The following is a 21,434-nucleotide window of genomic DNA, read 5'->3' on the forward strand; positions in this document are numbered from 1 at the left end:
CTTATATATTGGGTAAATAATAAGAATCAGATCGAAATGAGGAGGAACTGGATTGGAGAAGTTATCAAATGCGTTTATGGAAGAAGTGGTAAAGGCCTGCAGGCCATATACAGCACAGGGAGAGGTAATCGATCATATCCCGGGATTAGATCAATCTCATGCAACCGACCTGGGAGTGACAATCATCACTCAAAAAGGAGAAGTTTATTCAGCAGGAGAAGATGACTGCAGCTTTTCCCTTCAAAGTATTTCGAAGGTAATCATATTGTTAATGGCTTTGGAGGACTTCGGAAAAGAAGTAGTCTTTCAGAAAGTTGGCATGGAGCCGACAGATGATTTTTTCAATTCAATATCAAACCTGGAAGACTATGAAGGTCACCGGCCGTTCAATCCCCTCATCAATTCTGGAGCCATTGCGACAGCCAGTCTGGTCAATGGAGCTTCGGTCGATGAACGCTTCGATCGGATAATATCCTTTCTTCAAACCATTACAAGTGACGAAAGAGTAAAATTCAACGAAGAAGTTTATCAATCTGAAATCAAGAACGGTGCTCGTAATCGTTCACTTGCTTATTTCATGGAAAGTACAGGAGTTCTTTCTAATCAAGAAGCGGAGGAAGCGCTGGATCTTTATTACCGGGTGAATTCTATAGACATCACGTCACTTGCACTAGCAAAACTTGGCTGTTTCCTGACCAATCACGGAAGAAATATCGAAACGGGTGATCAGCTGATTCAGGCTAGACATGTCCGTACGGTGAAAGCGATCATGTTAACATCAGGTATGTATAATGAATCAGGCACCTACGCCGTTGAAGTAGGGTTCCCTTTGAAGAGCGGTGTCTCGGGAAGCATTGTTGGAGCAGTTCCAGGCAGAATGGGAATCGGCATCATAGGTCCTTCCATCAATAAAAAAGGAAACAGTGTAGCAGGGGGACAAGTGTTGCGTATGCTGTCTGATAAGCTAAAGTTGAATATTTTTCATGATTAATGATTTATAAAAGGAGCAGCCTTCGGGCTGCTTTTTTCGATAAATAGATGGATGGTTCAGTTAAAATATTCCATATTAAAGGGTATTCCAATAATCGTGTCGAAACAAACTAATGACTCAGCAAATCGTAGAGAGATAATGCAAAACCAAGGATGTAAACAACGAAAGCGAAAAAACAATCCTGACGAGGTGAATAAATGAGCTGGAAGAAAGCGTTAGAAACGGTATGTGATATCTATGAAAATTCCAATACAACTTTCGAATGGATAATAGTCGGTTCAGTCGGTTCTGTGTTGCAAGGGTGTGAAATGGAGCCGGGAGACCTTGATATTTATACGAAACATCCAGAAGGAGTGGCGGAATTCGCGCGTTTACTGGAGGTTTATGCAATGCCTTCTACTTATCAAAAAGAGTCTAATCCAGACTGGTGGTCAACTAAAGAAGAACCGGTGCTTCACCAAACCTTTCCTTCAGGATTTTCTTGGTCAAAAGCCCGATACAAAATACATCATTTTGAAGTGGAAGTTGTACATATTGCTGAATCGGCAGGCATACCTGACACGCGAACAGGCAGCGGAATATGGGAGGGCGGCAAGTATATCTGGAACCTCGCCAAGACAACTAACTTTCGCGGGCATTCAATCAGGATGGTCCCTTTGGAAATTCAGCTGGAGTCAATTCTTAGAAGGAAACGACAAGAAAGAGTGCAGTCCATAATTCGGGCAATGCGGGGAAAAGGGTACGACGAAAACATTTTGAAAGAAGCCCTTTCTGCAAACCACTTTTCTATTGTCAAAAACGAAATTTCATACTAAAGGGGGAAATGAAATGATCATTATGATAAACGGTGCGTTTGGAGCGGGTAAAACAACCATTGCAACCGAGCTTTTAATTAAAATTAATGACAGCATGATATTCGATCCAGAAATGGTCGGGTATATGGTTAGAGAGATTCTGCCTGAAGATATCAGAAAGAAAGAGTCAAGGAGCGGCGACTTTCAAAATTATGAACTTTGGAGAGTTCTTACTGTAGAAACAGCCAGAAAACTGAAAGAACAATATGGCAAGAATCTTATAGTACCGATGACGCTAAGGGTTCCAGAATACTTTACATACATCTTCAATGGATTCAAGAATATTGATGAGCAAACGTACCACTATTGTTTAAAAGCCAGCAAAGAATCAATTTTTGAAAGACTCCGGAACAGGGGGGAGGAAGAGGGAAATTGGTGTTACCAGCAAACTGATAAATGTCTGAAAGCATTTGAAGAGCATGATTTTGGTGAGTACATTAAGACGGATCATGTTGAGATAGAAGATATCATCAAAACCATTGTGGACAAGCTGACGTGCCGGGCATCATATCATGAACATTCTCATTAATTGGTATACCAATTGGTGTGCTACAAATGATATTTAACTAGCAGGCGGCGCGTGTTGTTTTTTGAGAGACAGATAAATGAAGCAGACATTTTTTTCATCCTTAATTGTGAGTAACCTCTGATTGTTTTATAAGGGGAGTTTTTCCCGTTATCCTGCGGAATAAGGATAGGTTCGAGGGAAATAAGAGGAGATTTTCCCGTTAAGGCAAAGTAAAATGATCCATTTTCATGCTTTTGGAGTAAATAGAGGGAATGTTTCCCTCTATTTACTCTACATTTCGTGCCATTTTCTCAATAAGAGGAATTTCTCCCTTTATTTTGGCAGCTTATTTTATGAAAATTATTGTATATCCCAAAATCACTAACCAGTTCTTATCTTGAGACAATACTGGCGTTTTTTCTTTGAGTCCATTAGGAAACAACCGTTATCCAGTCTTCATCCAAGCTTTCAACGCCTTTATCGAAGGTCAATTTTGTTTTAAATAGATAACGGATACCCTTTCCATTGGCTTGCAATGTTTTGGGTATTCGATAAACAAAATTAAGTTTGTTGGTTTCATCAGGCTCAAGTTCTTCTGTTTTATATATGGTGGTGGAATCAATTATTTTCTCTGTTGAATTTTTATCCACCATGACTAGATCACAGTCGATTCGCCTCAGGTTTTGCTTCACGATCCCACCCTCTAGAATGAAATATCCATTAAGAAGCTCTCCTGGCTGAAAGGCTGTTTTCGGCAAAACCAAATCAATTTTAGCAGAGCCAATACCAAACATGGAAACATACTTTCTTAGTAACATTAGGCATTCTCCTTTTCACTATTGGTAAACTTCCTATTCACATTCTTTTTGCTAATACTGCATCATTTGTTTTACATTCTTATAGCCAAGACCTATTCATACTTTCGCGTTTAAGACTGATATACAAAAAGACCTTTACCTGTTTGGTAAAGGTCCTGATCTGCATATATCAACCTTCACCAACTGGTAAAGGTCTCGCTAACAACGTTGTTGTCAATAAAGCCGAGAGTGGTTGACTCCGTAATGACGACTTTATTGTAAAAGCTACTCCCCTTTAGGAGAATATGAATTTATGAACCAATCTTATAAGATTTATTTATACATGTCAATTTAAAACACCCTTCTGCAGGATTTGTCGAGAGAAAAAGGGTAGAAACCTATTGTGTGTAAAAAATATCATGTGATAAACTTCATTTACACGGTAAAATAAAATTTACGGAGTAAAATTAATTACAGGAGATGTTTACATGAAATCAATGTTTATCATCAAAGAGTATGACCAACTAAAAGCCCTAAGTGATCCTTTTCGCATCAAGTTGATGATGTGTCTAGTGGAAAAGCCTTACACCGGCCAGCAGCTTTCTGAAATATTCGAAATGTCCAGGGCGCGAATTCACTATCACCTGAAAGAATTAGAGAAACTCGGTTTGATTGAAATCGTCAAAACAGAGGAAAAGAACGGAATTGTGCAGAAGTTCTTTCAGTCTGTTTCAAGCGGGTTTTATCCCGATGCAAGTCTCCTTCCGCATAAAGAAGAAATAAGTGAAACGAAGAGACTGATGATGTACGGTATGCTTGAGCGGACGATGAGCAGGATCCTTGAGGCTCCCAGCAGAGCTTTTGAAGAAGCCGGGGATAAGGATCCTTCTGACTGGAATATACTTGCAACCTCTTTTGAAACCTCAAGCTCAGAAGATAATTTCAAATGGTTTTTGAAGGAATATTTTGAACTTGTCGGTGAATTTCAAAAAAGAGCTAAAGAAGAGAAAAATGCAGATCAAAACATTTATTACATGACAGGGATGGGGTTCGAAGTAGAAGAATCTAAGTTTGCAGATCGTATTATGGACAATAAAGAAAAAGACCGGTAATCGGTTTTTTTTACAACAACAGTAAAATAATTTTTACTGATTAAAAGTATTTTTTTGCAGTGACGGTAAAATAATTTTTACAGAATAAAAAATCCATACAAGTATAAGGGGGATTGTGAAATGAAAGAATTATTATTTAAAAACAGAAACTTTGCATCTTTATTTTTTGGAAGGCTGGTTACAAATATGGGGGACAGCATCTACTACGTCGCAGCGATGTGGCTTGTATACGAGTTGGGGGGAAGTGCATTTTATACTGGTTTGGCAGGATTCTTGACGCTGCTTCCCGGAACTCTTCAATTCCTGATTGGACCACTTGTTGATAGATGGCAGATTAAGAAGGTTTTGGTCCGCACACAAATTCTGCAAGGGATTCTTGTCTTATTAATTCCCGCTGCGCACTATGCTGGAATCCTATCTGTTTCGTTTATCTTAATCATCATGCCGATCATATCTGCCTTAAATCAATTCGCATATCCTGGCCAGGCCGCATTACTTCCTCGTATCGTCCGTAAAGATCAGCTTATGAAGAGTAATTCACTTTTTTCGTTCGCTTTTCAGGGAGTCGATCTTGCCTTCAACGCAATTGCCGGAATTCTTCTGACCGTAGTTGGAGCCATTACCCTATATATTGTTGATTCTGTTACTTTCATTGTTGCGAGTCTATTGTTTGGCTTAATCAAGCTCGCTGAAAAAGAAGCTGCCGGCGAAAAGAAAAAAATTAAGGAAGCCGCTCAACAGTACAAGAACGATTTAGCTGAAGGCTTTTCAATCGTCTTTAGATCACACTTAGCAAAATTCCTGCTTGGTTCGATTGTTGCAAACTTTGCGATTGGCTCGATTTATGCAGTACTCCCGGCCTTTGCCGATGGAAGAGGGGGGTCGGAGCTTTACGGACTGTACTTGGCAGCGATTTCTGGAGGAGCACTTATTGGAGCATTAAGCGCATCTTTGTTTGGGCGCTGGCCGATCGGAAAACTAACGATTCTGTTATTTTTCATAGGTGGAGTAATGTGGCTAATTTCAGGTATTGTGACAAGTAACAGCGTGAGTATCCTTCTTTTTGGCATCTCGTGGATTCCAATCGGCGCAACCAATGTCATTTTTGGTGCCGCGATACAATCAATGGTACCTTCCCAGCTGCTCGGTAGAATTTTCTCCGTAACAGCGTCCTTGGGAGCAATGGCTATGCCGCTCGGCTCATTGCTTGGTGGATACTTTGCAGATATGTTTGGTCCAGGTAGCGTATACCTTGCAAGTGCCGGGGGAATCCTATTTATTTCTTTTGTCTGGGTTCTGAACAAAACTCTTCGCTCCCTTCCCGCGTCATCAAGTCTCAACCCGGAAGAAATGGGTCTTCCAAGCGAAGATCAATCTGTATAATGAAGGTATTTCCAGCTGAAAGGTCGAAAGTATTAAAAAAGCTGGATAAGTAGAGGGGTGGAAGCTTGTACGAGTTAAAAACGAAGCAAAACGAAAACAGCGTTCTTGAATTCATTGAAAGTGTCGAGAGTGAGAAAAAACGGGAAGACGCTTACAGACTATTGGATATCTTCACCGAAGAAACAGGCTTTACTGCTAAAATGTGGGGTCCCAGCATAATCGGGTTCGGCTCATATCACTACACATATAAAACGGGGCATGAAGGTGATTCATTTCTTGCAGGATTTTCCCCGCGAAAAGCAAAAATCAGTCTATATTTTGCACCGGGAGATAAAGAACGTGAAGAACTTCTGAAGAAATTCGGTAAGCATACCACAGGAAAAGCATGTGTATATATCAATAAAATAGAGGATATTGATGGAGACGTTTTAAGAGAATTGATCCAGGCATCGATTTCATTTTTGAAGAGAACGTATCCGGAAGGTGGCGGCGAATCAGCTAAATAAAAGTAAATTTCGGCACTACAAATTATACATCTTACGAAAAGCCTGCATCGTGTCACGCTGCACTTTTAGTGTAGTGTCCGGAGCTCGACTTTCCATATGCTTTTCAATATAGGAAATATATCTGTTTAGGATCATAACCTGCTGCGTTGCCATATGAACATGAATTTTTTTAACATTATCGGCTTTCATCTGCAAAGCCGATGTGAAGTTTTTATCTGCCATTGTAGAAGCTGTATTTTTCAGATCCATGATCAAACTTTCCTGACTCATCCCCTTGGTGCTTTTATGACATGAAATCCTTGAAGGCTCCCATTTATGCAAGTCCTCTACGGAAATGTTTTCATTCTTCTCTGGATCCATTAAAGCAATCATAACTTTTACATGGTTTTTCATAATCACATACTGTTCATAAATAATTTGCTTTACTTTCGGATCTTCCACACTGCAGTAATGGGATGCCAGTTTATCCAATACAGCTTTATGAACCATTAAGTGCTCAGACATTAAAGCCAGATCAATCGCTTTTAGAATCATCAGCCATACCTCCCCTTTAAATTCATATGTATTTCAACATAGATATAAAGATGACTGAAAAGAAGGGTATGGGATATCTTCAATAAAAAAACTGCTGGATTGTCAGCAGTTTTTTATAACTATCTTGATACTTCTTTAAATGATAATTGCTTTATTTCATCGGTTTTAGGATCAAACCTGATGTTAATGAGCACCCCGAATTCCTTATCTTTTCCTTTTAGCCAAAGTTTGAATTTTTCTGTACTATAAGAAGCTCCATCTTCCCTCCCGATATGGAGGTAATCGATAATCTGAGCTTCAGGGTAACGCTCTTTCGTTTTTTGCATGGCAATACGTCCCCATTTAGCATAAGAAGGAACCGTCACTCCAATGCTATCGAGGTTTTTGGCACTTGTATTCGGTTGTTGGTAGCCTATTGAGAACAGTTGAATGATAAACAAACACAGAATTATTTTTTTCATTTGAATGTTTCCTTCCAAGTTTTTGTATTATCTTTTGTTAATTTTCACTTCCTATTCAAAAGGAATATTTTCCAAATATGATGCATTTATTCACTCTGTACTATGCTACTATTGAATAAAGTCTGTACAACGCACCATTGTCTGCACTTTGAGATTTTGTACAATGAAAGAGGGATTCTGATGTCATCGATTCAAGTGAAATGGGGAGAGTCAGTCGTTAAATTAACTTGGGTGCCAAGCAGCACTTTACCTGATATGAAGCTGATAACGAGTGCACATGGTTTTTGTTTTTCATGAAAAGAAACTCATGCTTGTGGATCTTGAACACAGGGGATGGGAATTCCCTGGCGGTCATGTGGAACCGGGTGAAAGCCCAGAGGAGACATTTGCACGCGAAGCCCTGGAAGAGGGATGTGTCGAAGGGGTCTCCGAATATCTTGGTTGCATCATCGTTGACCACAATGAGAACCTGAAATGGAATGAAACCAGTAAGTATCCGAAAGTAGGATACCAAGTTTTTTACAAAATGGACATAAGGCATCTGCATCCATTTGAAAAGAAGCATGAGTCACATGGGAGGTTATTTATTGATCCAACGAGTGTAGAGGACTATTATAATGAATGGAATCAACTATACGAAGAAATCTTACATATTGCATGCACAGGGAGATTTAAATGGAAAACAGGTTGGAAACGTTGAATAATACACAAAATAAAAAGGTCGCTGTCTGCTGGAGCAGCGGTAAAGACAGCTGTCTGGCACTATACAGGCTTTTACAAGAACACAGAAATGTCGTTTGCCTGGTATCGATGGTAGCTGATAAAGACGATCGCAACCATGCTCATGTATCAGGCTTAACATTCTCGAATTCCAGGCAGAGGCATTAGGAATCCCATTAGTTCTGGTAGACTCTGCTCAGGAATATGAAAAGTCACTGGTCAATGCTCTGAGAAACCTTAAGGAGGAGCAGGGTGTAGAGCAGGTAGCCTTTGGGAGTTTATATGCAGAAGAAGACCGGAAATGGAATGAAGAAGTCTCACATAAGGCAGGGATTGAACCACTTTTCCCCACATGGATCTACCCTGAAGACGTTGATGAACTCTTAAAAGAATTTCTGTCACTCGGTTTTACTGCTATTGTATGCAGGGCTTCGGAACAACACTTTGATCAAGCGTGGCCGGGCCGGATCCTGGATTGGGGTTTTTATGAAGAAGTTCAGCAAAAAGATATTTGTGTAATGGGTGAATTTGGAGAATACCATACGTTTGTGGTAGACGGGCCGATTTTTTTAAAAAAAGTACAGCTGATAAAATCCGGAGTCGTGTTGAATTCAGGACTATGGTCACTGGATATTCAGAGCTGCCGATTAATTGATAAATTCAGCTAAACTAATTGGCTGAATTGGAATAAGCCATTCTAGTACAAGAAGCGCTCAATGTAGAGCGCTTTTTATTTTTGGGCAACTGAATCTGCTATGTATATCCGTTGACATATGACACCGTGTCATCTATAGTAGAGAAGGTCTTGATTATGACACCGTGTCACTTTGACAGGATGGAGGTAAGTATGCCAAAGCCGACGTTTTTTAACTTGAATGAAGGAAAAAGGCAGATTTTGATCGGAGCTGCCAAAAAAGAGTTTTCACGTGTCTCACTTTATGAAGCCTCGATTTCAAACATATTGAAATCAGCAGGAATTCCAAGAGGAAGTTTTTACCAGTACTTTGAAGATAAAGAAGACGCATTTTTCTATTTACTAAATGAACATACTCAGGAAAGACATGAAAAATTCTTAAATAATTTAAAGACATATAACGGGGATATTTTTGAGGCGGTAACAGAGATTTTCCATCATACCTTAAATCGTTCCCATACAGAGGGGCAAAATAATTTCATTAAAAATGTCCTTCTAAATATGAACTACAAGATTGAAAAAGCGTTCACGAAATTTCTCAGTAAGGAAGAACTGAGTAAAAGATATGATGAAGTTTATGAACTCGTAGATTGGAAGAGCCTGAATATCACCAATGAAAATCAGCTGTATCATGTTATGCAGATATTATCAGCGGTTACATTTCATAATCTGGTACACAGCGTCTCAAACCAATTAAGTATTGAGGATGCAGTCTCTAAGTACAAATTAGAAATAAATCTGCTCAAAACAGGATTATCCAAAAAATAACCTAATTAAACCGATGTTAAGGATAGAGAAAGAAGGGAGAAAATGAAGCCGCAATCACATGATATATCACAGTCTACAGAAACCTTCAATAAATTCCCGTTATTATTGGTCTTAATTTCAGGGGCTTTTGCGGCCATATTAAATCAGACGCTGCTTGCCACAGCACTGCCTCATATTATGGAAGACTTGCACCTCGAAGCAAGTACAGCACAGTGGTTAACCTCAATATTTATGCTTGTTAATGGAGTCATGATCCCAATTACTGCGTTTTTGATAGAACGTTTCACTACTCGTTCATTGTTTCTGACGGCGATGGGGTTGTTCGCGACCGGTACATTGATATGCGCGGTCGCACCAAACTTCGGTATTTTAATGGTGGGGAGGATCATACAGGCATCGGGTGCAGGTATTATCATGCCGCTGATGCAAACAATTCTATTCCTGATTTACCCCATTGAAAAACGTGGAAGTGCCATGGGGATGTTCGGTCTTGTTATTTCTTTCGCGCCAGCCATCGGACCGACACTTTCAGGATGGCTTGTCGATCAATTCCCATGGAGAAGTGTGTTCTACGTGATCTTGCCGATTGTCATCATCGATTTCATCGTGGCATATTATATCCTGGTAAATGTTACGAAGCAAACCTTCCCTAAAGTCGATATCCTGTCGATTATCTTGTCATCTCTAGGTTTCGGAGGATTACTGTACGGATTCAGTACCGCAGGGAGCACTGGATGGGGGAGTATACAGGTTGTCGCTGCGATGATTGTGGGATCCATTGCCCTAACGTTCTTCATACTAAGACAGTTTAAACTGAAACAGCCGATTCTTGAATTCCGTGTATTCAAAATAAAATTATTTACGATTACAACGGCTCTCGGCATGGTCGTCTTTATCGCCATGATCGGCGGGGCGACTGTACTCCCGATACTGATGCAGAATATGCTTGGTTTTACGGCTTTTGAGTCCGGACTTATGCTGCTGCCTGGTGCTCTCATAATGGGCTTCATGAACCCGATAACGGGGAGGATCTTTGACAAGTTCGGCGCGAAGTGGCTTGCTGTCACCGGATTGCTTCTGATTTCGGTGACAACGTTCATGTTCACGAACCTCACTCCTCAGACGACATTCATGTATCTAGCCACTGTCAATGCGGTGAGGATGCTTGGGGTCGCAATGGTGATGATGCCAGTAACCACTGCCGGTCTCAACCAGCTTCCAAATAGATTGATCCCGCATGGCACGGCGATGAACAATACAATGCGTCAAGTTTCCGGTGCAGTCGGGACGGCATTGCTCGTAACGGTCATGACCACGGCTGCCCAGCCAGACAGGGGACTGGAAGGACTCATACATGGTGTGAACGTATCCTTCATCGTTGCAGGCATCTCCGCTATGGTGGGATTGTTCCTTGCCTTTTTCGTAAAAGACAAGAAACCTAAGAGAGTTAAGAGTACTGCATGATAGAAGTCAAGCCAGTTTCTTTTTTTTAGAAACTGGCTTTTTTGAATTCATTTATAAACTTGTCTCTACAAAGAAGAACCTCATTATAAAAGACGAGGTTCTTTCTGTCTTATTCACCCAAAGCATCTTCAACATCAGGAGCAACAGCTTTCTTAATGAATAGTGAGATGGTAAAGGCTATAACCGCAAGTCCTAATGCAAACCAATAAGCGTGGTGAACACCATATGTCATCGCATCATTTAACACATCCCCCGAGACACTTCCTGTATGATGATTAAGATAGCTCTCACGGCTTTGGGTCATGATACTGACGAATACCGACACACCTAGAGCACCTGAAACGGGCTGAAGTGTATTCGCGATTGCTGTTCCATGAGGGTACAGATTCTTGGGCAATTCATTCAATGCATTTGTTTGGGCAGGCATCATGATAGCCGATATTGATAACATCAACATCATATACACAATGATGAAAAGCCAGATCGGGGTGGACTGACTGATATTACTATAGAATATTATCACTCCGGTAAGGACGACTGTACCCGGTATGATCAATTTTCTCGGACCGTATTTATCAAATAATCCCCCCATTACAGGTGACATTAATCCGTTTAAGAGTGCCCCGGGTAATAAGAGCAGGCCTGCAACCTTTGCCGAATAGCCAAGAGGGCCCTGTAAATACATCGGCATCACTATTTCTGAAGCAAACATCGCCATAATCACGATGATGAATAGTATGACCCCTCGGGCATAGCTTTTGTATTTAAATACACGAACATCAAGCAGGGGTTCATCCAATTTTAATTGCCTTAAAACAAACCAAACTAGACTGACTGCACTGACTATGATAATCGTGAGAATTTTTATTGAAGTGAAGCCTTCACCTTCTTCCCCGGCAGCACTAAACCCATAAACGATACCTGCAATCCCGACAGAGGACAGAACGATCGACCATACATCGACGCCAGGTCGCGTCACTTCTCCAACATTTTGGAGATACCTCCAGGCAAACAGTATAGAGAACAAAGAGAAAGGTATGACCGTTATGAATAACCAGCGCCATCCAAGGGTATCTACTATCACACCTGATAAAGTAGGTCCGACCGCAGGAGCAAACATGATGACCAGTCCGAATGTACCCATGATCTTCCCGCGGACTTCAGGCTTATAGATAAGCAGTAGTGCATTCATAATGACCGGAATCAATAACCCCGTTCCTACTGCCTGGATCATTCGGCCTGTTAAAAGCATGGGGAAATTCAATGCACATGCTGCAATTGTCGTTCCAAGCAGGAATACTGACATTACTCCAATGAACATTTGTCTCGTTGTGAACCATTGGATCAATAATGCTGAAATTGGCATCAATACACCCATTACAAGCATAAAACCTGTAGCGAGCCACTGAACTGTGGGTGCTTTCACTCCAAATACGTCCATTAATTCAGTTAAAGCTATATTCAATAATGTTTCATTCAGAATGGCAAAAAATGCACCAATCATAAATGTAATAAGTATCGCTTTTGAATTTATTTTTGGTTCCATTTTACTCCTCCAGCTTTCTAAATAATTCTAAATAACTACCTAACAGTTTATAGGAATAAATGGTACACTACAATCAAGAAATTGTACCGTTGCATGAAAGGGAGATTGTTAAATGTCTGATTCCACTAAAAATACATATAACCAATTGGCAGAAACCTATCAACATGATATTGATAAAGACAGTCCTTACAATGCTTATTATGAACGACCTGCCATGCTTCGTGAGCTTACAGAGGATTTGAAGAACACAACCATACTTGATGCGGGTTGCGCGGCAGGCTGGTACACCGAGTACTTCGCAAAAAAAGGAGCAAATGTCACGGGAATAGACCTGAGCCCGGAAATGATAAAAGCCGCAAAAGAGAGAGTAGGGAACCGGGCAGCCGTATTATGTCATGACCTTCAAATGGCTCTCCCTTTTGAAGACGATTGCTTTGATTATATTATCAGTTCGCTCACTCTTCACTACTTTGAAAATTGGGAGGATACTTTCAAGGAGTTTCACCGTGTATTAAAACCCGGCGGTACTTTTTTGTATTCCATTCATCATCCGTTCATGGACTTTACACGGAATGACTGTGACGATTATTTTAAAACGGAAACGATTACTGAAACGTGGAATAAGCCACATATCACAATTGATGTCACCTTTTACAGGAAGCCGCTTGAACGAATCTTGAATGATACGGCCAGGCATTTCAATCTTGATCGATTTATAGAGCCGAAACCTAGCGAAAAGATGAAACGTGTAAAAAAGAAATCTTATGATTACTTGATGAAGAACCCGCATTTTTTAATTATAAAATCTCATTCTAAGAAGCCCCGCAGGTAGGGGTTTTAATTTTACTGAAGCAAAAAGGTATGGTTAAAACTACTGTAATATACAGCTTATTAATACAATCAAATATCTTCATCAAGCAAATAGCTTGATGAAATCCTTTGGATGTCTTACAATAATCTCGAATTAAGAATATATCTATTTGAGATATGTGATAGGTATATTACTTAGACATACAGAAAGGAAGGTCATTTAAATGACAAAGGTATTGTACATCACAGCTCATCCTCACGATCACGTTCAATCTTTCAGCATGGCCGCTGGGAAAGCGTTTATTGACACATATAAGAAGGTGAATCCATCACACGAGGTTGTGGCTGTGGATTTATACAAAGAAGATATTCCACAAATTGATGCAGATGTGTTCAGCGGGTGGGGAAAGCTGCAAACTGGTAAAGGTTTTGAAGAACTATCAGACAGTGAGAAGGCCAAAGTAGGCCGATTAACCGAACTTGTTGATCAATTTGTGGAGGCGGATAAATACATTTTTGTTACGCCGTTCTGGAATTTTTCATTCCCTCCTGTTATGAAAGCCTATATCGATTCCGTTTCAGTAGCAGGAAAAACATTTAAATACACTGAGCATGGCCCGATTGGCCTGCTTTCAGATAAAAAAGCCCTTCACATCCAGGCACGCGGGGGTGTATATTCCGAAGGACCTGCCGCTCAGATGGAGATGGGACACCGCTATCTGGACATCATGATGCAATTCTATGGAGTTCCTTCCTTCGAAGGGTTATTCATAGAAGGACATGCAGCCATGCCAGATAAAGCACAAGAAATCAAAGAAGACGGCATCGCCCGTGCAGAGGATCTTGCACATACATTTTAAGAAGATGAAAGAGACATAGATTCAAAGTATCCAAAATTACGCCTATACTTCAATGTTTATCGAAAGAGCTTATTAAAGAGTCAGCATTTTTTTGCTGGCTCTTTTTTAGACTAGCTACATAAATTGTACAATTATGGTAAAATGATTTGGAATAGTTTGAATAGAATCATTTCATTCCTTTTTTGCTTATCACACGTTGCACACCTGCTTCATTAGAATGAACCCCTCCATTTAAACCATTAATAACTAACTCATTAATCATAAAGGAGCTAAATTATGACTAAAAAAGGCTGGCAAGAGGTCGATCATTATTTCACTACCAAACTGCATAACCAGGATGAAGTGATGGAAGCAGCAATAAAAGCCAACGAAGAAGCAGAACTGCCTTCGATTGATGTAGCGCCCAACCAGGGGAAGATGCTTCATCTCTTGGCAAAGATGAAAGGTGCAAAGCACATCCTTGAAATTGGTACTCTTGGAGGCTATAGCAGCATATGGATGGCAAAAGCATTGCCTGAAAACGGTACCCTGATCACTCTCGAATATAGTGAAAAACATGCTGAAGTGGCCCGTAAAAATATTAAACTTGCAGGACTTGATAATAAAATCGAGGTGCTTGTTGGCGCTGCACTTGATACACTTCCTTCCTTAAAGGACAAAAAATTCGATTTTATCTTTATTGATGCAGATAAAAAGAATAACCCGCACTACATCAAATGGGCATTCGAGCTTTCCAAGCCAGGAACCGTGATCATTACAGATAACGTGGTTCGCGGAGGCAAGGTAACGGATGCTGCCAGTGAAGACGAGAATATTAAAGGGATAAGAGAATTTGTAGATTTACTCTCAGAAAACGAGCGGATTGATTCTACAGCCATTCAAACAGTGGGAACGAAAGGTTATGATGGATTTGTGATTAGTATCGTAAAAGAATGAATATCTCACGGAATAAGGGGCCGGCAAAGGCTCCTTTTTTACTTTCTTATTGCTTGCAAAATCAGAAAGTTTGTAAACTCTTATAAAACATGTCATCATAAATTCATACCATTTTAATCGGGTAAGGAGATGAGAAGAATGAATGTAGCAGTTGTTGGGGCAAATGGACAAATCGGAAAACACTTGATCAAGCTCTTACAAAACAGCAAGGACCATACTCCCAGAGCAGTTGTAAGAAAAGAAGAACAGGCTAAATCTTTTCAAGATGAAAAAATTGAAACTGCACTTGTCGACTTGGAAGATACGGTCGATCAAATCGCAAAAGGTCTGGATGGGGTGGATGCTGTAGTATTTACCGCTGGTTCAGGCGGACACACAGGTTCTGATAAGACGCTGCTTATCGATTTAGACGGGGCGGTAAAAACGATGGAAGCAGCAAGCCAGTCCAGAATTGAACGATTCATCATGGTTAGCGCACTGCAAGCCCATCACAGGGAAAATTGGAACGAATCAATAAAGCCGTATTATACTGCAAAACATTTTGCTGATAAGGGACTGGAGCAAAGTGGGCTGACTTACACAATCATCCGACCGGGCGGATTATTGAACGAAAGGGGAACAGGGAAGGTGGCTGCGGCGGAAAATCTATCGAGAGGGACTATACCGCGTGAAGACGTCGCAAAAACCATCTTCGCTTCTTTAACAGAAGAACACACGTATAATCGAGGGTTCGATTTGGTTTCTGGAAACGATCCTATTGAACAAGCAGTTAAAAAAATTTAATGCCCTACAGGCGTGATGAATCCTCATCGCGCCTTTTGTCGTTGGATTAATCCAAAATGAAGCCCATTCTCCTATCCAATCACAGAATCACATTTTTACTGGATAATAAATGAAATAAGATGCATTGTTAAGGAATGATTATGAATTTTTTCATGAAACTGTGTTAACATGTTAAGCAGAAACGTTAAAAACTGGAGGGTCAAACGTGCAAACTAAGAACGTATACAAGGTCGAGGGAATTAATTTTGAATGGAATATGGACAAGGGACAATTCTCGTATGAAGGGCAGGATGCTGTTCTTTTTTGGATTTCTAGTGCAATGAGAATGTTCTTTGATACGATTGAAGAGGTATCCGGGGAAGAAGCGGCTAATTTAGTGCTTGAAACAACAGGTTATCGACAGGGTCTAGTAGTTGGAGAATACTTTGAGAAATTGAAGCATGTACGTGCAGAAGAAGCTGCAAAGTTGATTGGTCATACATACGCATCAGCAGGATGGGGACAAATATCCACTGATCAACTGAATGTTGAGGCGAAAACAGCAACAATCATTCTAAAGGACAGCTGGGAGCATAAGATTAACGTGGCTCAGGAAAAAAGCGAGGGAGGAAAATTTCTTCCTGCACACTTTGCCGGAATCTTCACAGGTCTGTTCAAAACGAACATTTGGTACAATGTGATTCAGTATCAGCTGAATGGACATGAATACACAAAGGTTGAGTACTTCCAATCGGAAATTACCGTCAATAACAACATCCATGAGCTTGCACGTAACAGAGAAACCGAGCAAATCAGACAGTTAGAGGCTCTTGTGGAAGATAAAACGAGAGATCTCAAAGAACTGGTAAAAGCTTTATCTTCACCTATCATACCTGTGCTCGAAGGTGTAGTCGTCGTGCCGCTCCTTGGTAAATACGATGGAGAACGATCTGAGGACCTAGTGTTCAAAACATTAAATAATCTGCCTTCCCATAAAGCCAATTACCTGATACTTGATTTAACGGCATTGGACGAAGACATTGATGACCACACTACAAGCCTGATTGAAAAAATCGGTTCGGCCGCTTCATTAATTGGTACAAGAACGATCCTCGTTGGTATTTCTGCCAGGCTTGGCGCACATATCGCTCAGACAAAAATCGATTTTTCTCGATTCGAATGTTTCAAGACGCTGCAACATGGCATACATTTTGCCCTTGCCCAGGCAGGACGCAGAATCGTATAACTGCATGATTAAAAGGGTCAAATCACTGTGATTTGACCCTTTTGATTACCTCCCGTTTTTTTAATAGATTATCTTTTAATGAACATCTGTATCCAATAATGTCCGTACGATCCACCTTTTACATATCCTACTCCGATTTCTGTATAAGCAGGGGAAAGAATGTTTTTTCTGTGACCCTCGCTGTTCATCCATGCATCGACCACTTCAGCAGGCGTTCTTTGTCCGGCTGCAATGTTTTCTCCGGCAGCTTGATAAGAAATGCCGAAGTCTTTCATCATTTGGAATGGCGAGCCGTATGTCGGAGATGTATGACTGAAATAGTTCTTGTCGATCATATCTTGGGACTTATAGCGGGCGACTCTTGATAGTTCCCAGTTTTCTTTAAGTGGTGCGAATCCAGCTTTTGCACGTTCGGCATTCACTAATTTCACCACTTCGTATGTATAATTTTGAGCTGTTTGATCTCCACCGGGTATTGCGATGCTTTGTCCAGGGTAGATGAGATCGGGGTTATTTAATTGCGGATTGGCACCAATCAATTCTGATACACCAACCTGATGCTTCACAGCGATCTTCCACATTGTGTCCCCATATTTTACAGTGTAAGTACCTGCAGCAGAGACTTCCGGATTTTTCCCTAAACCAGTGACTAAAGTGACAGACAACAATAAGATGAAAAATAATTTTAATGTTTTCATAGTTCTATTGAAATATATTTTTGAAAACGTTTAAACAGGTAGTTGTTACCATAACAAAATGATTACCTAAACATCACCATCTAGTAATATTTACTAGAGTTTTAATTTGTAAAATAAAGGAATAATTAATCAATTACAAGAGTGATATAGGTATACTGTTAATAGTAAAGATTCAAGGGGGATCAACCACAAATGAAGGACACATTATTTGAAAATTACCTTAGGGATATTGAAGAACATTTTTCAGGATGGGATTTTTCCTATATTACTGATTCAGGGCGCATGGACAGCGGGATGCTAAGCTGGTCCTACGGCAGCATTGTGACTCCACACATTCGTCAGTCAAAAGCGATGTTGGATATGGGAACAGGGGGAGGTGAGCTGCTGGCAAAGTTTCAGCCGCTGCCTCCGGTTACTTGTGCAACTGAAGGCTATGCCCCAAACTTTCCAATCGCAAAAAAACGCCTGGAACCTCTCGGAGTCACAGTAAAAGAAGTAAAAGAGGATAATCTTCTTCCATTTACTAGTGAAAGATTTGATCTCATCATCAATAAGCATGAGGAATATTCACCAAAAGAAGTGAAAAGAATTCTCTCTTCACAGGGGACCTTCATCACTCAGCAGGTTGGGGGCAATGACTGTCTTGATATCAATCAAGCATTGGGTGCACCGGTCAACGAGGAGTTTCTTCACTGGAATCTCGAATATGCCCGAAATGAACTGGTGGAGGGAGGTTTCGATGTAGTTGAATGGAAGGAGGAAGAACCTTTTCAGCGCTTTTATGATATCGGTGCACTCCTTTACTACCTGAAAGCCATTCCTTGGCAAGTACCTGACTTTACAATCGACCGGTATAAAGATTCCCTTTATGCCATTCATAAAACAATTCAGTCAAAAGGCTTTTTTGAAGTGAAGACAAACCGATTTATCCTGATTGCAAGATTAAATAACAGTTAAATTGGATTTTTGTGACAATCTTGATGTACTTAATAAAAATAAGAAAACAGTGGAAAATGGTAATGGGAGAACAGGGGGATTAACTGCTCTCCCTAGTAATCAATGCGGCTCATAAACAGAAATAACTTCAACATTTTCAAGCCATTTTTTTGCTTCTCTCCCGTCTGTCTCGGAAACCCATGCATCACGGTGGTCAGAGGTTAATGATCTGGCCCTGTACCATATAAGCTTTTGAGCAGAAGACAAATAGTGCGGATCGTAATCACCAAATCCCACTGGCGGATTGGTAATAGGCTTTCCTTTATCAGATTTCAATTTTATCGAGTAAAGAGCTGGGAGAGGGTGTTCTTTAAAATCATTTGACCATTCCTTTTCCTTTACTCTCGAAGAAACGATGGTTTCATCATCGATCCAGGTAAACTCTAGCTCAGCATAAGAATCAGGAGTCAACGATGCTGCAGTTGGAAATTCTTTTGCTTTTAGTTCTTTATTGGTGAAACCATAAACAATCCGCCCGCTTCCTGCAATATAGGCAAGAATGTCTTCATTCGGGGCCCATTTTGGTTCGCCGACGCCGAGAATGATATCATCAAGTGCTGTAAAATCTTCACCATCAGCAGAAATGACACTGAGCATGTTGCTGTCCATCGCAAGGGATGCGGTTGGGGAAACAACAAATGAAATCCATTTTTGACTAGGTGAATAGCGAAATTGCGAAGCACCGATTGCCATCACTTTATGTGCTCCCTTTCCGACTTCCTTTGGGATGGTATACAAAGTCTCTATATTTTTGGTTTCGGAAAGATTGTCTAAGGGATAAGATAATTTCTTGTTGTAAAGAATCGGGTTTGTCCATCCATCGGGAAGAACGTTAGCCTGGGACGACAAGATAAATCCGCTGCCATCAGGCATCCAGCTGTAACCATCCACCCCACCTGCAATGTTATAAAAATGATTCAGATCAGAAATGTTCAAAGTACCACGCTGCAGAAAGGATACCTCAATTTTATTTGGGGCCCATGAGGGTGCATAACCGTCATAGAAGATTTTCTTTCTTACACCCGAACTAACGTTGTATACCCAAAGTTCATTTTGTGTGCCTTGTTCAAATTCAGAAGGTGCTTCTTCTTGATAAAGGATCCATTGACCATCATGGGACCATTGCGGGGGTTCGGTAACTTTCCCAGAGTTCGTCATTCGCTGTTCTGTTCCATCTATTAAAGTCCATACGTTTTGCCCCCTGAGGAAAACCGCTTTCAATGATGATTCAGCACTGACGTTAACTTGGGGGAATAAAACAAAAGCAAGCATTAATATGAGAATAATTCGTTTCAACTAGATCACCGCCTCACGTTTAGCTTGCTCAATTGACCATATTTTAAGAGTGGAAATATTGAAAAGGCTGGGAATTACGCTTTTGTTTATGTTTTTCAGGAAGGTAGAGGTCTTTATTATCCATTTGGATTTAAACAGAGTAAAGTTGAACGCTATTGCTAGCGGTGATGAGAAGGGTAATACCAATGGAGTAGTGATATTGGGTTTTATTAAGGGGAGAGTTTATGTTGCACGAAAAGTATAAAGTTCTATTGTTCGACTTAGATGATACATTATTTAATCATTCTTATTGCTATAAGAAAGCTGTGACAGATACAGTGAAATTTCACGACTGTCTGAATCATCTTGATGAAGAAGTATTTTTTAAAACTTTCGCGAAAAATAATCAACAACTTTGGAAAGAGTTTCAATGTAAAAGAATTACTTTTCAAGAATTAACATTGAAAAGATTAATAAGCACCCTCAATCAGCTTTATATAAATATCAGCCTTGAAGAAACAGAAAGCATCAATGAATTTTATCATGGGAACTACTTAAAGAATATCGTTCCCGATCCACAAATACAAAAGCTTTTAAAGCGACTAAAAGGTATTTTCAAGATGGGAATCGTAACGAATGGTACGAGTTTTAATGCATATAAAAAAGTACAGCGCCTAGGATTAAATGACGTGTTCGGGGACGAGTATATCATCGTTTCAGAAGAAACAGGGTACAGTAAGCCAGAACCTCAAATTTTTTACCATGTGTTAGAAAAATTCAAAATAAATCCTGAAGAGACTCTTTTCGTAGGTGATAATTACTATACTGATATTTGCGGCGCAAGTTCGATTGGAATGGACACAATATGGGTAAACCATTTTGACCTGAAACCTCCTACCGATACTATACCTACTTACACTGTTAAAAGTATTTTTGCTATTGTGGAACGATTACGAATAAAAATATAAAAGCCGCAGCAGTGGATGAATTTCCCTGCCGCAGCTCTAGCTATTTACTGCTTATTAATCTTTTCATGAAATTGATTCAATTTATTCTTTGTTTCTTCCGATAGGGTCTTTAGCTTTTCAGGATCTGGTGTTTCCTTTTTGGCTTCTGCAATCAAAGGATACAGACTTTTCTCGATGTCTTCATAATCATCAGGGTATTTTTCTTCTATCTGCTTTTCGATTTTGTCCCATTTTTCTTCTATCATCGTTCCCTGTTCATTGATTTTCTTTGCATCATCAGGTGCATTTGTCAATGTCATCGTTAATTCTTCCACTGAGCTTTTTGTTTCCTCGATACCTTTGGAGAGATCCTGTTTTTCTCCATCATCCGGGGAATCATTCTTTGTTTTTCCATCACCAGTAGCCGGCTGAGCTTCTTCTTCCGGGGTAACTTCCTTCACTTCTTGGGCATTATCGTTTCCTCCGCAGCCTCCCAGGAACATGCCGCCAATTAAAATAAAGCTGAAAAGAATTCTGTATTTCACTTTCAGACCTCCTTTAGTTGT

Annotated in this window: 23 protein-coding genes and 1 pseudogene; 17 read left to right on the forward strand and 7 right to left on the reverse strand. The window is 40.2% G+C overall.

Translation table 11 applies throughout. From position 1 onward, the window contains the following. Positions 1-52: 52 nt before the first annotated feature. The 3 genes from glsA (at position 53) to AAEO50_RS04135 (ending at position 2,374) form a co-directional block, all read left to right on the forward strand. Positions 53-991 (forward strand): glutaminase A, encoded by a 939-nt coding sequence (gene glsA, locus AAEO50_RS04125; protein ID WP_341980741.1) that lies wholly within the window; start codon positions 53-55, stop codon positions 989-991. Between the two features lie 197 nt (positions 992-1,188). Beyond that, positions 1,189-1,806, forward strand: coding sequence for a hypothetical protein (locus AAEO50_RS04130; RefSeq protein WP_341980743.1), 618 nt, complete (start codon positions 1,189-1,191; stop codon positions 1,804-1,806). Positions 1,807-1,819: 13 nt separating this feature from the next. Further along, complete coding sequence (locus AAEO50_RS04135) at positions 1,820-2,374, forward strand: AAA family ATPase (protein WP_341980745.1); 555 nt, start codon at positions 1,820-1,822, stop codon at positions 2,372-2,374. 410 nt (positions 2,375-2,784) lie between these two features. On the opposite strand, the gene AAEO50_RS04140 is transcribed toward AAEO50_RS04135, so the two are convergent. Then, a complete protein-coding gene (locus AAEO50_RS04140) occupies positions 2,785-3,171 on the reverse strand; it encodes a sporulation protein (RefSeq protein ID WP_341980747.1) in 387 nt (128 codons plus the stop codon). Positions 3,172-3,638: 467 nt separating this feature from the next. On the opposite strand from AAEO50_RS04140, the gene AAEO50_RS04145 reads away from it, so the two are divergent. The 3 genes from AAEO50_RS04145 to AAEO50_RS04155 all read left to right on the forward strand — a co-directional run bounded on the left by AAEO50_RS04145 (position 3,639) and on the right by AAEO50_RS04155 (position 6,151). After that, on the forward strand, positions 3,639-4,262 hold the full coding sequence (locus AAEO50_RS04145; RefSeq protein ID WP_341980748.1) for an ArsR/SmtB family transcription factor: 624 nt from the start codon (positions 3,639-3,641) through the stop codon (positions 4,260-4,262). A gap of 120 nt (positions 4,263-4,382) precedes the next feature. Further along, positions 4,383-5,645, forward strand: coding sequence for an MFS transporter (locus AAEO50_RS04150; protein WP_341980750.1), 1,263 nt, complete (start codon positions 4,383-4,385; stop codon positions 5,643-5,645). A gap of 65 nt (positions 5,646-5,710) precedes the next feature. Next, positions 5,711-6,151 carry a DUF1801 domain-containing protein gene (locus tag AAEO50_RS04155; RefSeq protein WP_341980752.1) on the forward strand — a complete coding sequence of 147 codons (441 nt, stop codon included), beginning with the start codon at positions 5,711-5,713 and terminating at the stop codon, positions 6,149-6,151. 15 nt (positions 6,152-6,166) lie between these two features. Here the strand turns inward: AAEO50_RS04155 and AAEO50_RS04160 are convergent, their stop codons facing one another. Both AAEO50_RS04160 and AAEO50_RS04165 read right to left on the reverse strand, forming a co-directional pair. Beyond that, the gene (locus tag AAEO50_RS04160) at positions 6,167-6,685 is read right to left on the reverse strand and encodes a hypothetical protein (protein ID WP_341980754.1); all 519 of its coding nucleotides are present in this window, start codon (positions 6,683-6,685) and stop codon (positions 6,167-6,169) included. A gap of 119 nt (positions 6,686-6,804) precedes the next feature. Further along, positions 6,805-7,146, reverse strand: coding sequence for a YqzG/YhdC family protein (locus AAEO50_RS04165; protein WP_341980756.1), 342 nt, complete (start codon positions 7,144-7,146; stop codon positions 6,805-6,807). 277 nt (positions 7,147-7,423) lie between these two features. Here AAEO50_RS04165 and AAEO50_RS04170 point away from each other — a divergent pair, with 277 nt between their 5' ends. The 4 genes and pseudogenes from AAEO50_RS04170 (at position 7,424) to AAEO50_RS04185 (ending at position 10,792) form a co-directional block, all read left to right on the forward strand. Further along, entirely contained in the window at positions 7,424-7,846 is a 423-nt protein-coding gene (locus AAEO50_RS04170) for an NUDIX hydrolase (protein WP_341980758.1), read from the forward strand. Continuing rightward, a pseudogene (locus tag AAEO50_RS04175) lies at positions 7,822-8,534 on the forward strand (diphthine--ammonia ligase). Before AAEO50_RS04170 ends, AAEO50_RS04175 begins: the two are co-directional and overlap by 25 nt. A gap of 167 nt (positions 8,535-8,701) precedes the next feature. After that, a complete protein-coding gene (locus AAEO50_RS04180; protein WP_341980760.1) occupies positions 8,702-9,328 on the forward strand; it encodes a TetR/AcrR family transcriptional regulator in 627 nt (208 codons plus the stop codon). A 42-nt stretch (positions 9,329-9,370) separates the two neighbouring features. Next, positions 9,371-10,792 carry an MDR family MFS transporter gene (locus AAEO50_RS04185; protein WP_341980762.1) on the forward strand — a complete coding sequence of 474 codons (1,422 nt, stop codon included), beginning with the start codon at positions 9,371-9,373 and terminating at the stop codon, positions 10,790-10,792. A 109-nt stretch (positions 10,793-10,901) separates the two neighbouring features. On the opposite strand, the gene AAEO50_RS04190 is transcribed toward AAEO50_RS04185, so the two are convergent. Then, positions 10,902-12,338, reverse strand: coding sequence for an MDR family MFS transporter (locus AAEO50_RS04190; protein ID WP_341980764.1), 1,437 nt, complete (start codon positions 12,336-12,338; stop codon positions 10,902-10,904). A 112-nt stretch (positions 12,339-12,450) separates the two neighbouring features. On the opposite strand from AAEO50_RS04190, the gene AAEO50_RS04195 reads away from it, so the two are divergent. The 5 genes from AAEO50_RS04195 (at position 12,451) to AAEO50_RS04215 (ending at position 16,952) form a co-directional block, all read left to right on the forward strand. Further along, positions 12,451-13,170, forward strand: coding sequence for a class I SAM-dependent methyltransferase (locus AAEO50_RS04195; RefSeq protein ID WP_341980766.1), 720 nt, complete (start codon positions 12,451-12,453; stop codon positions 13,168-13,170). Positions 13,171-13,372: 202 nt separating this feature from the next. After that, entirely contained in the window at positions 13,373-14,008 is a 636-nt protein-coding gene (locus tag AAEO50_RS04200) for an FMN-dependent NADH-azoreductase (RefSeq protein WP_341980768.1), read from the forward strand. Positions 14,009-14,284: 276 nt separating this feature from the next. Continuing rightward, positions 14,285-14,944, forward strand: coding sequence for an O-methyltransferase (locus tag AAEO50_RS04205; protein WP_425383145.1), 660 nt, complete (start codon positions 14,285-14,287; stop codon positions 14,942-14,944). A 138-nt stretch (positions 14,945-15,082) separates the two neighbouring features. Beyond that, positions 15,083-15,727: an SDR family oxidoreductase gene (locus tag AAEO50_RS04210; protein ID WP_341980770.1), complete on the forward strand. Its 645-nt coding sequence runs from the start codon at positions 15,083-15,085 to the stop codon at positions 15,725-15,727. 256 nt (positions 15,728-15,983) lie between these two features. After that, entirely contained in the window at positions 15,984-16,952 is a 969-nt protein-coding gene (locus AAEO50_RS04215; RefSeq protein WP_341980869.1) for an STAS domain-containing protein, read from the forward strand. A gap of 68 nt (positions 16,953-17,020) precedes the next feature. Here the strand turns inward: AAEO50_RS04215 and safA are convergent, their stop codons facing one another. Then, positions 17,021-17,650: a SafA/ExsA family spore coat assembly protein gene (safA, locus tag AAEO50_RS04220; protein WP_341980772.1), complete on the reverse strand. Its 630-nt coding sequence runs from the start codon at positions 17,648-17,650 to the stop codon at positions 17,021-17,023. 192 nt (positions 17,651-17,842) lie between these two features. Here safA and AAEO50_RS04225 point away from each other — a divergent pair, with 192 nt between their 5' ends. After that, positions 17,843-18,607: an SAM-dependent methyltransferase gene (locus AAEO50_RS04225; protein ID WP_341980774.1), complete on the forward strand. Its 765-nt coding sequence runs from the start codon at positions 17,843-17,845 to the stop codon at positions 18,605-18,607. A 99-nt stretch (positions 18,608-18,706) separates the two neighbouring features. Here AAEO50_RS04225 and AAEO50_RS04230 read toward each other — a convergent pair whose 3' ends face one another. Continuing rightward, entirely contained in the window at positions 18,707-19,942 is a 1,236-nt protein-coding gene (locus AAEO50_RS04230) for a hypothetical protein (RefSeq protein ID WP_341980775.1), read from the reverse strand. A gap of 224 nt (positions 19,943-20,166) precedes the next feature. On the opposite strand from AAEO50_RS04230, the gene AAEO50_RS04235 reads away from it, so the two are divergent. Continuing rightward, on the forward strand, positions 20,167-20,889 hold the full coding sequence (locus AAEO50_RS04235) for an HAD family hydrolase (protein WP_341980777.1): 723 nt from the start codon (positions 20,167-20,169) through the stop codon (positions 20,887-20,889). A 44-nt stretch (positions 20,890-20,933) separates the two neighbouring features. Here the strand turns inward: AAEO50_RS04235 and AAEO50_RS04240 are convergent, their stop codons facing one another. Continuing rightward, complete coding sequence (locus tag AAEO50_RS04240; RefSeq protein WP_341980779.1) at positions 20,934-21,413, reverse strand: hypothetical protein; 480 nt, start codon at positions 21,411-21,413, stop codon at positions 20,934-20,936. Positions 21,414-21,434: the final 21 nt, after the last annotated feature.

Source organism: Rossellomorea oryzaecorticis, from assembly GCF_038405515.1.
Taxonomy (GTDB): domain Bacteria; phylum Bacillota; class Bacilli; order Bacillales; family Bacillaceae_B; genus Rossellomorea; species Rossellomorea oryzaecorticis_A.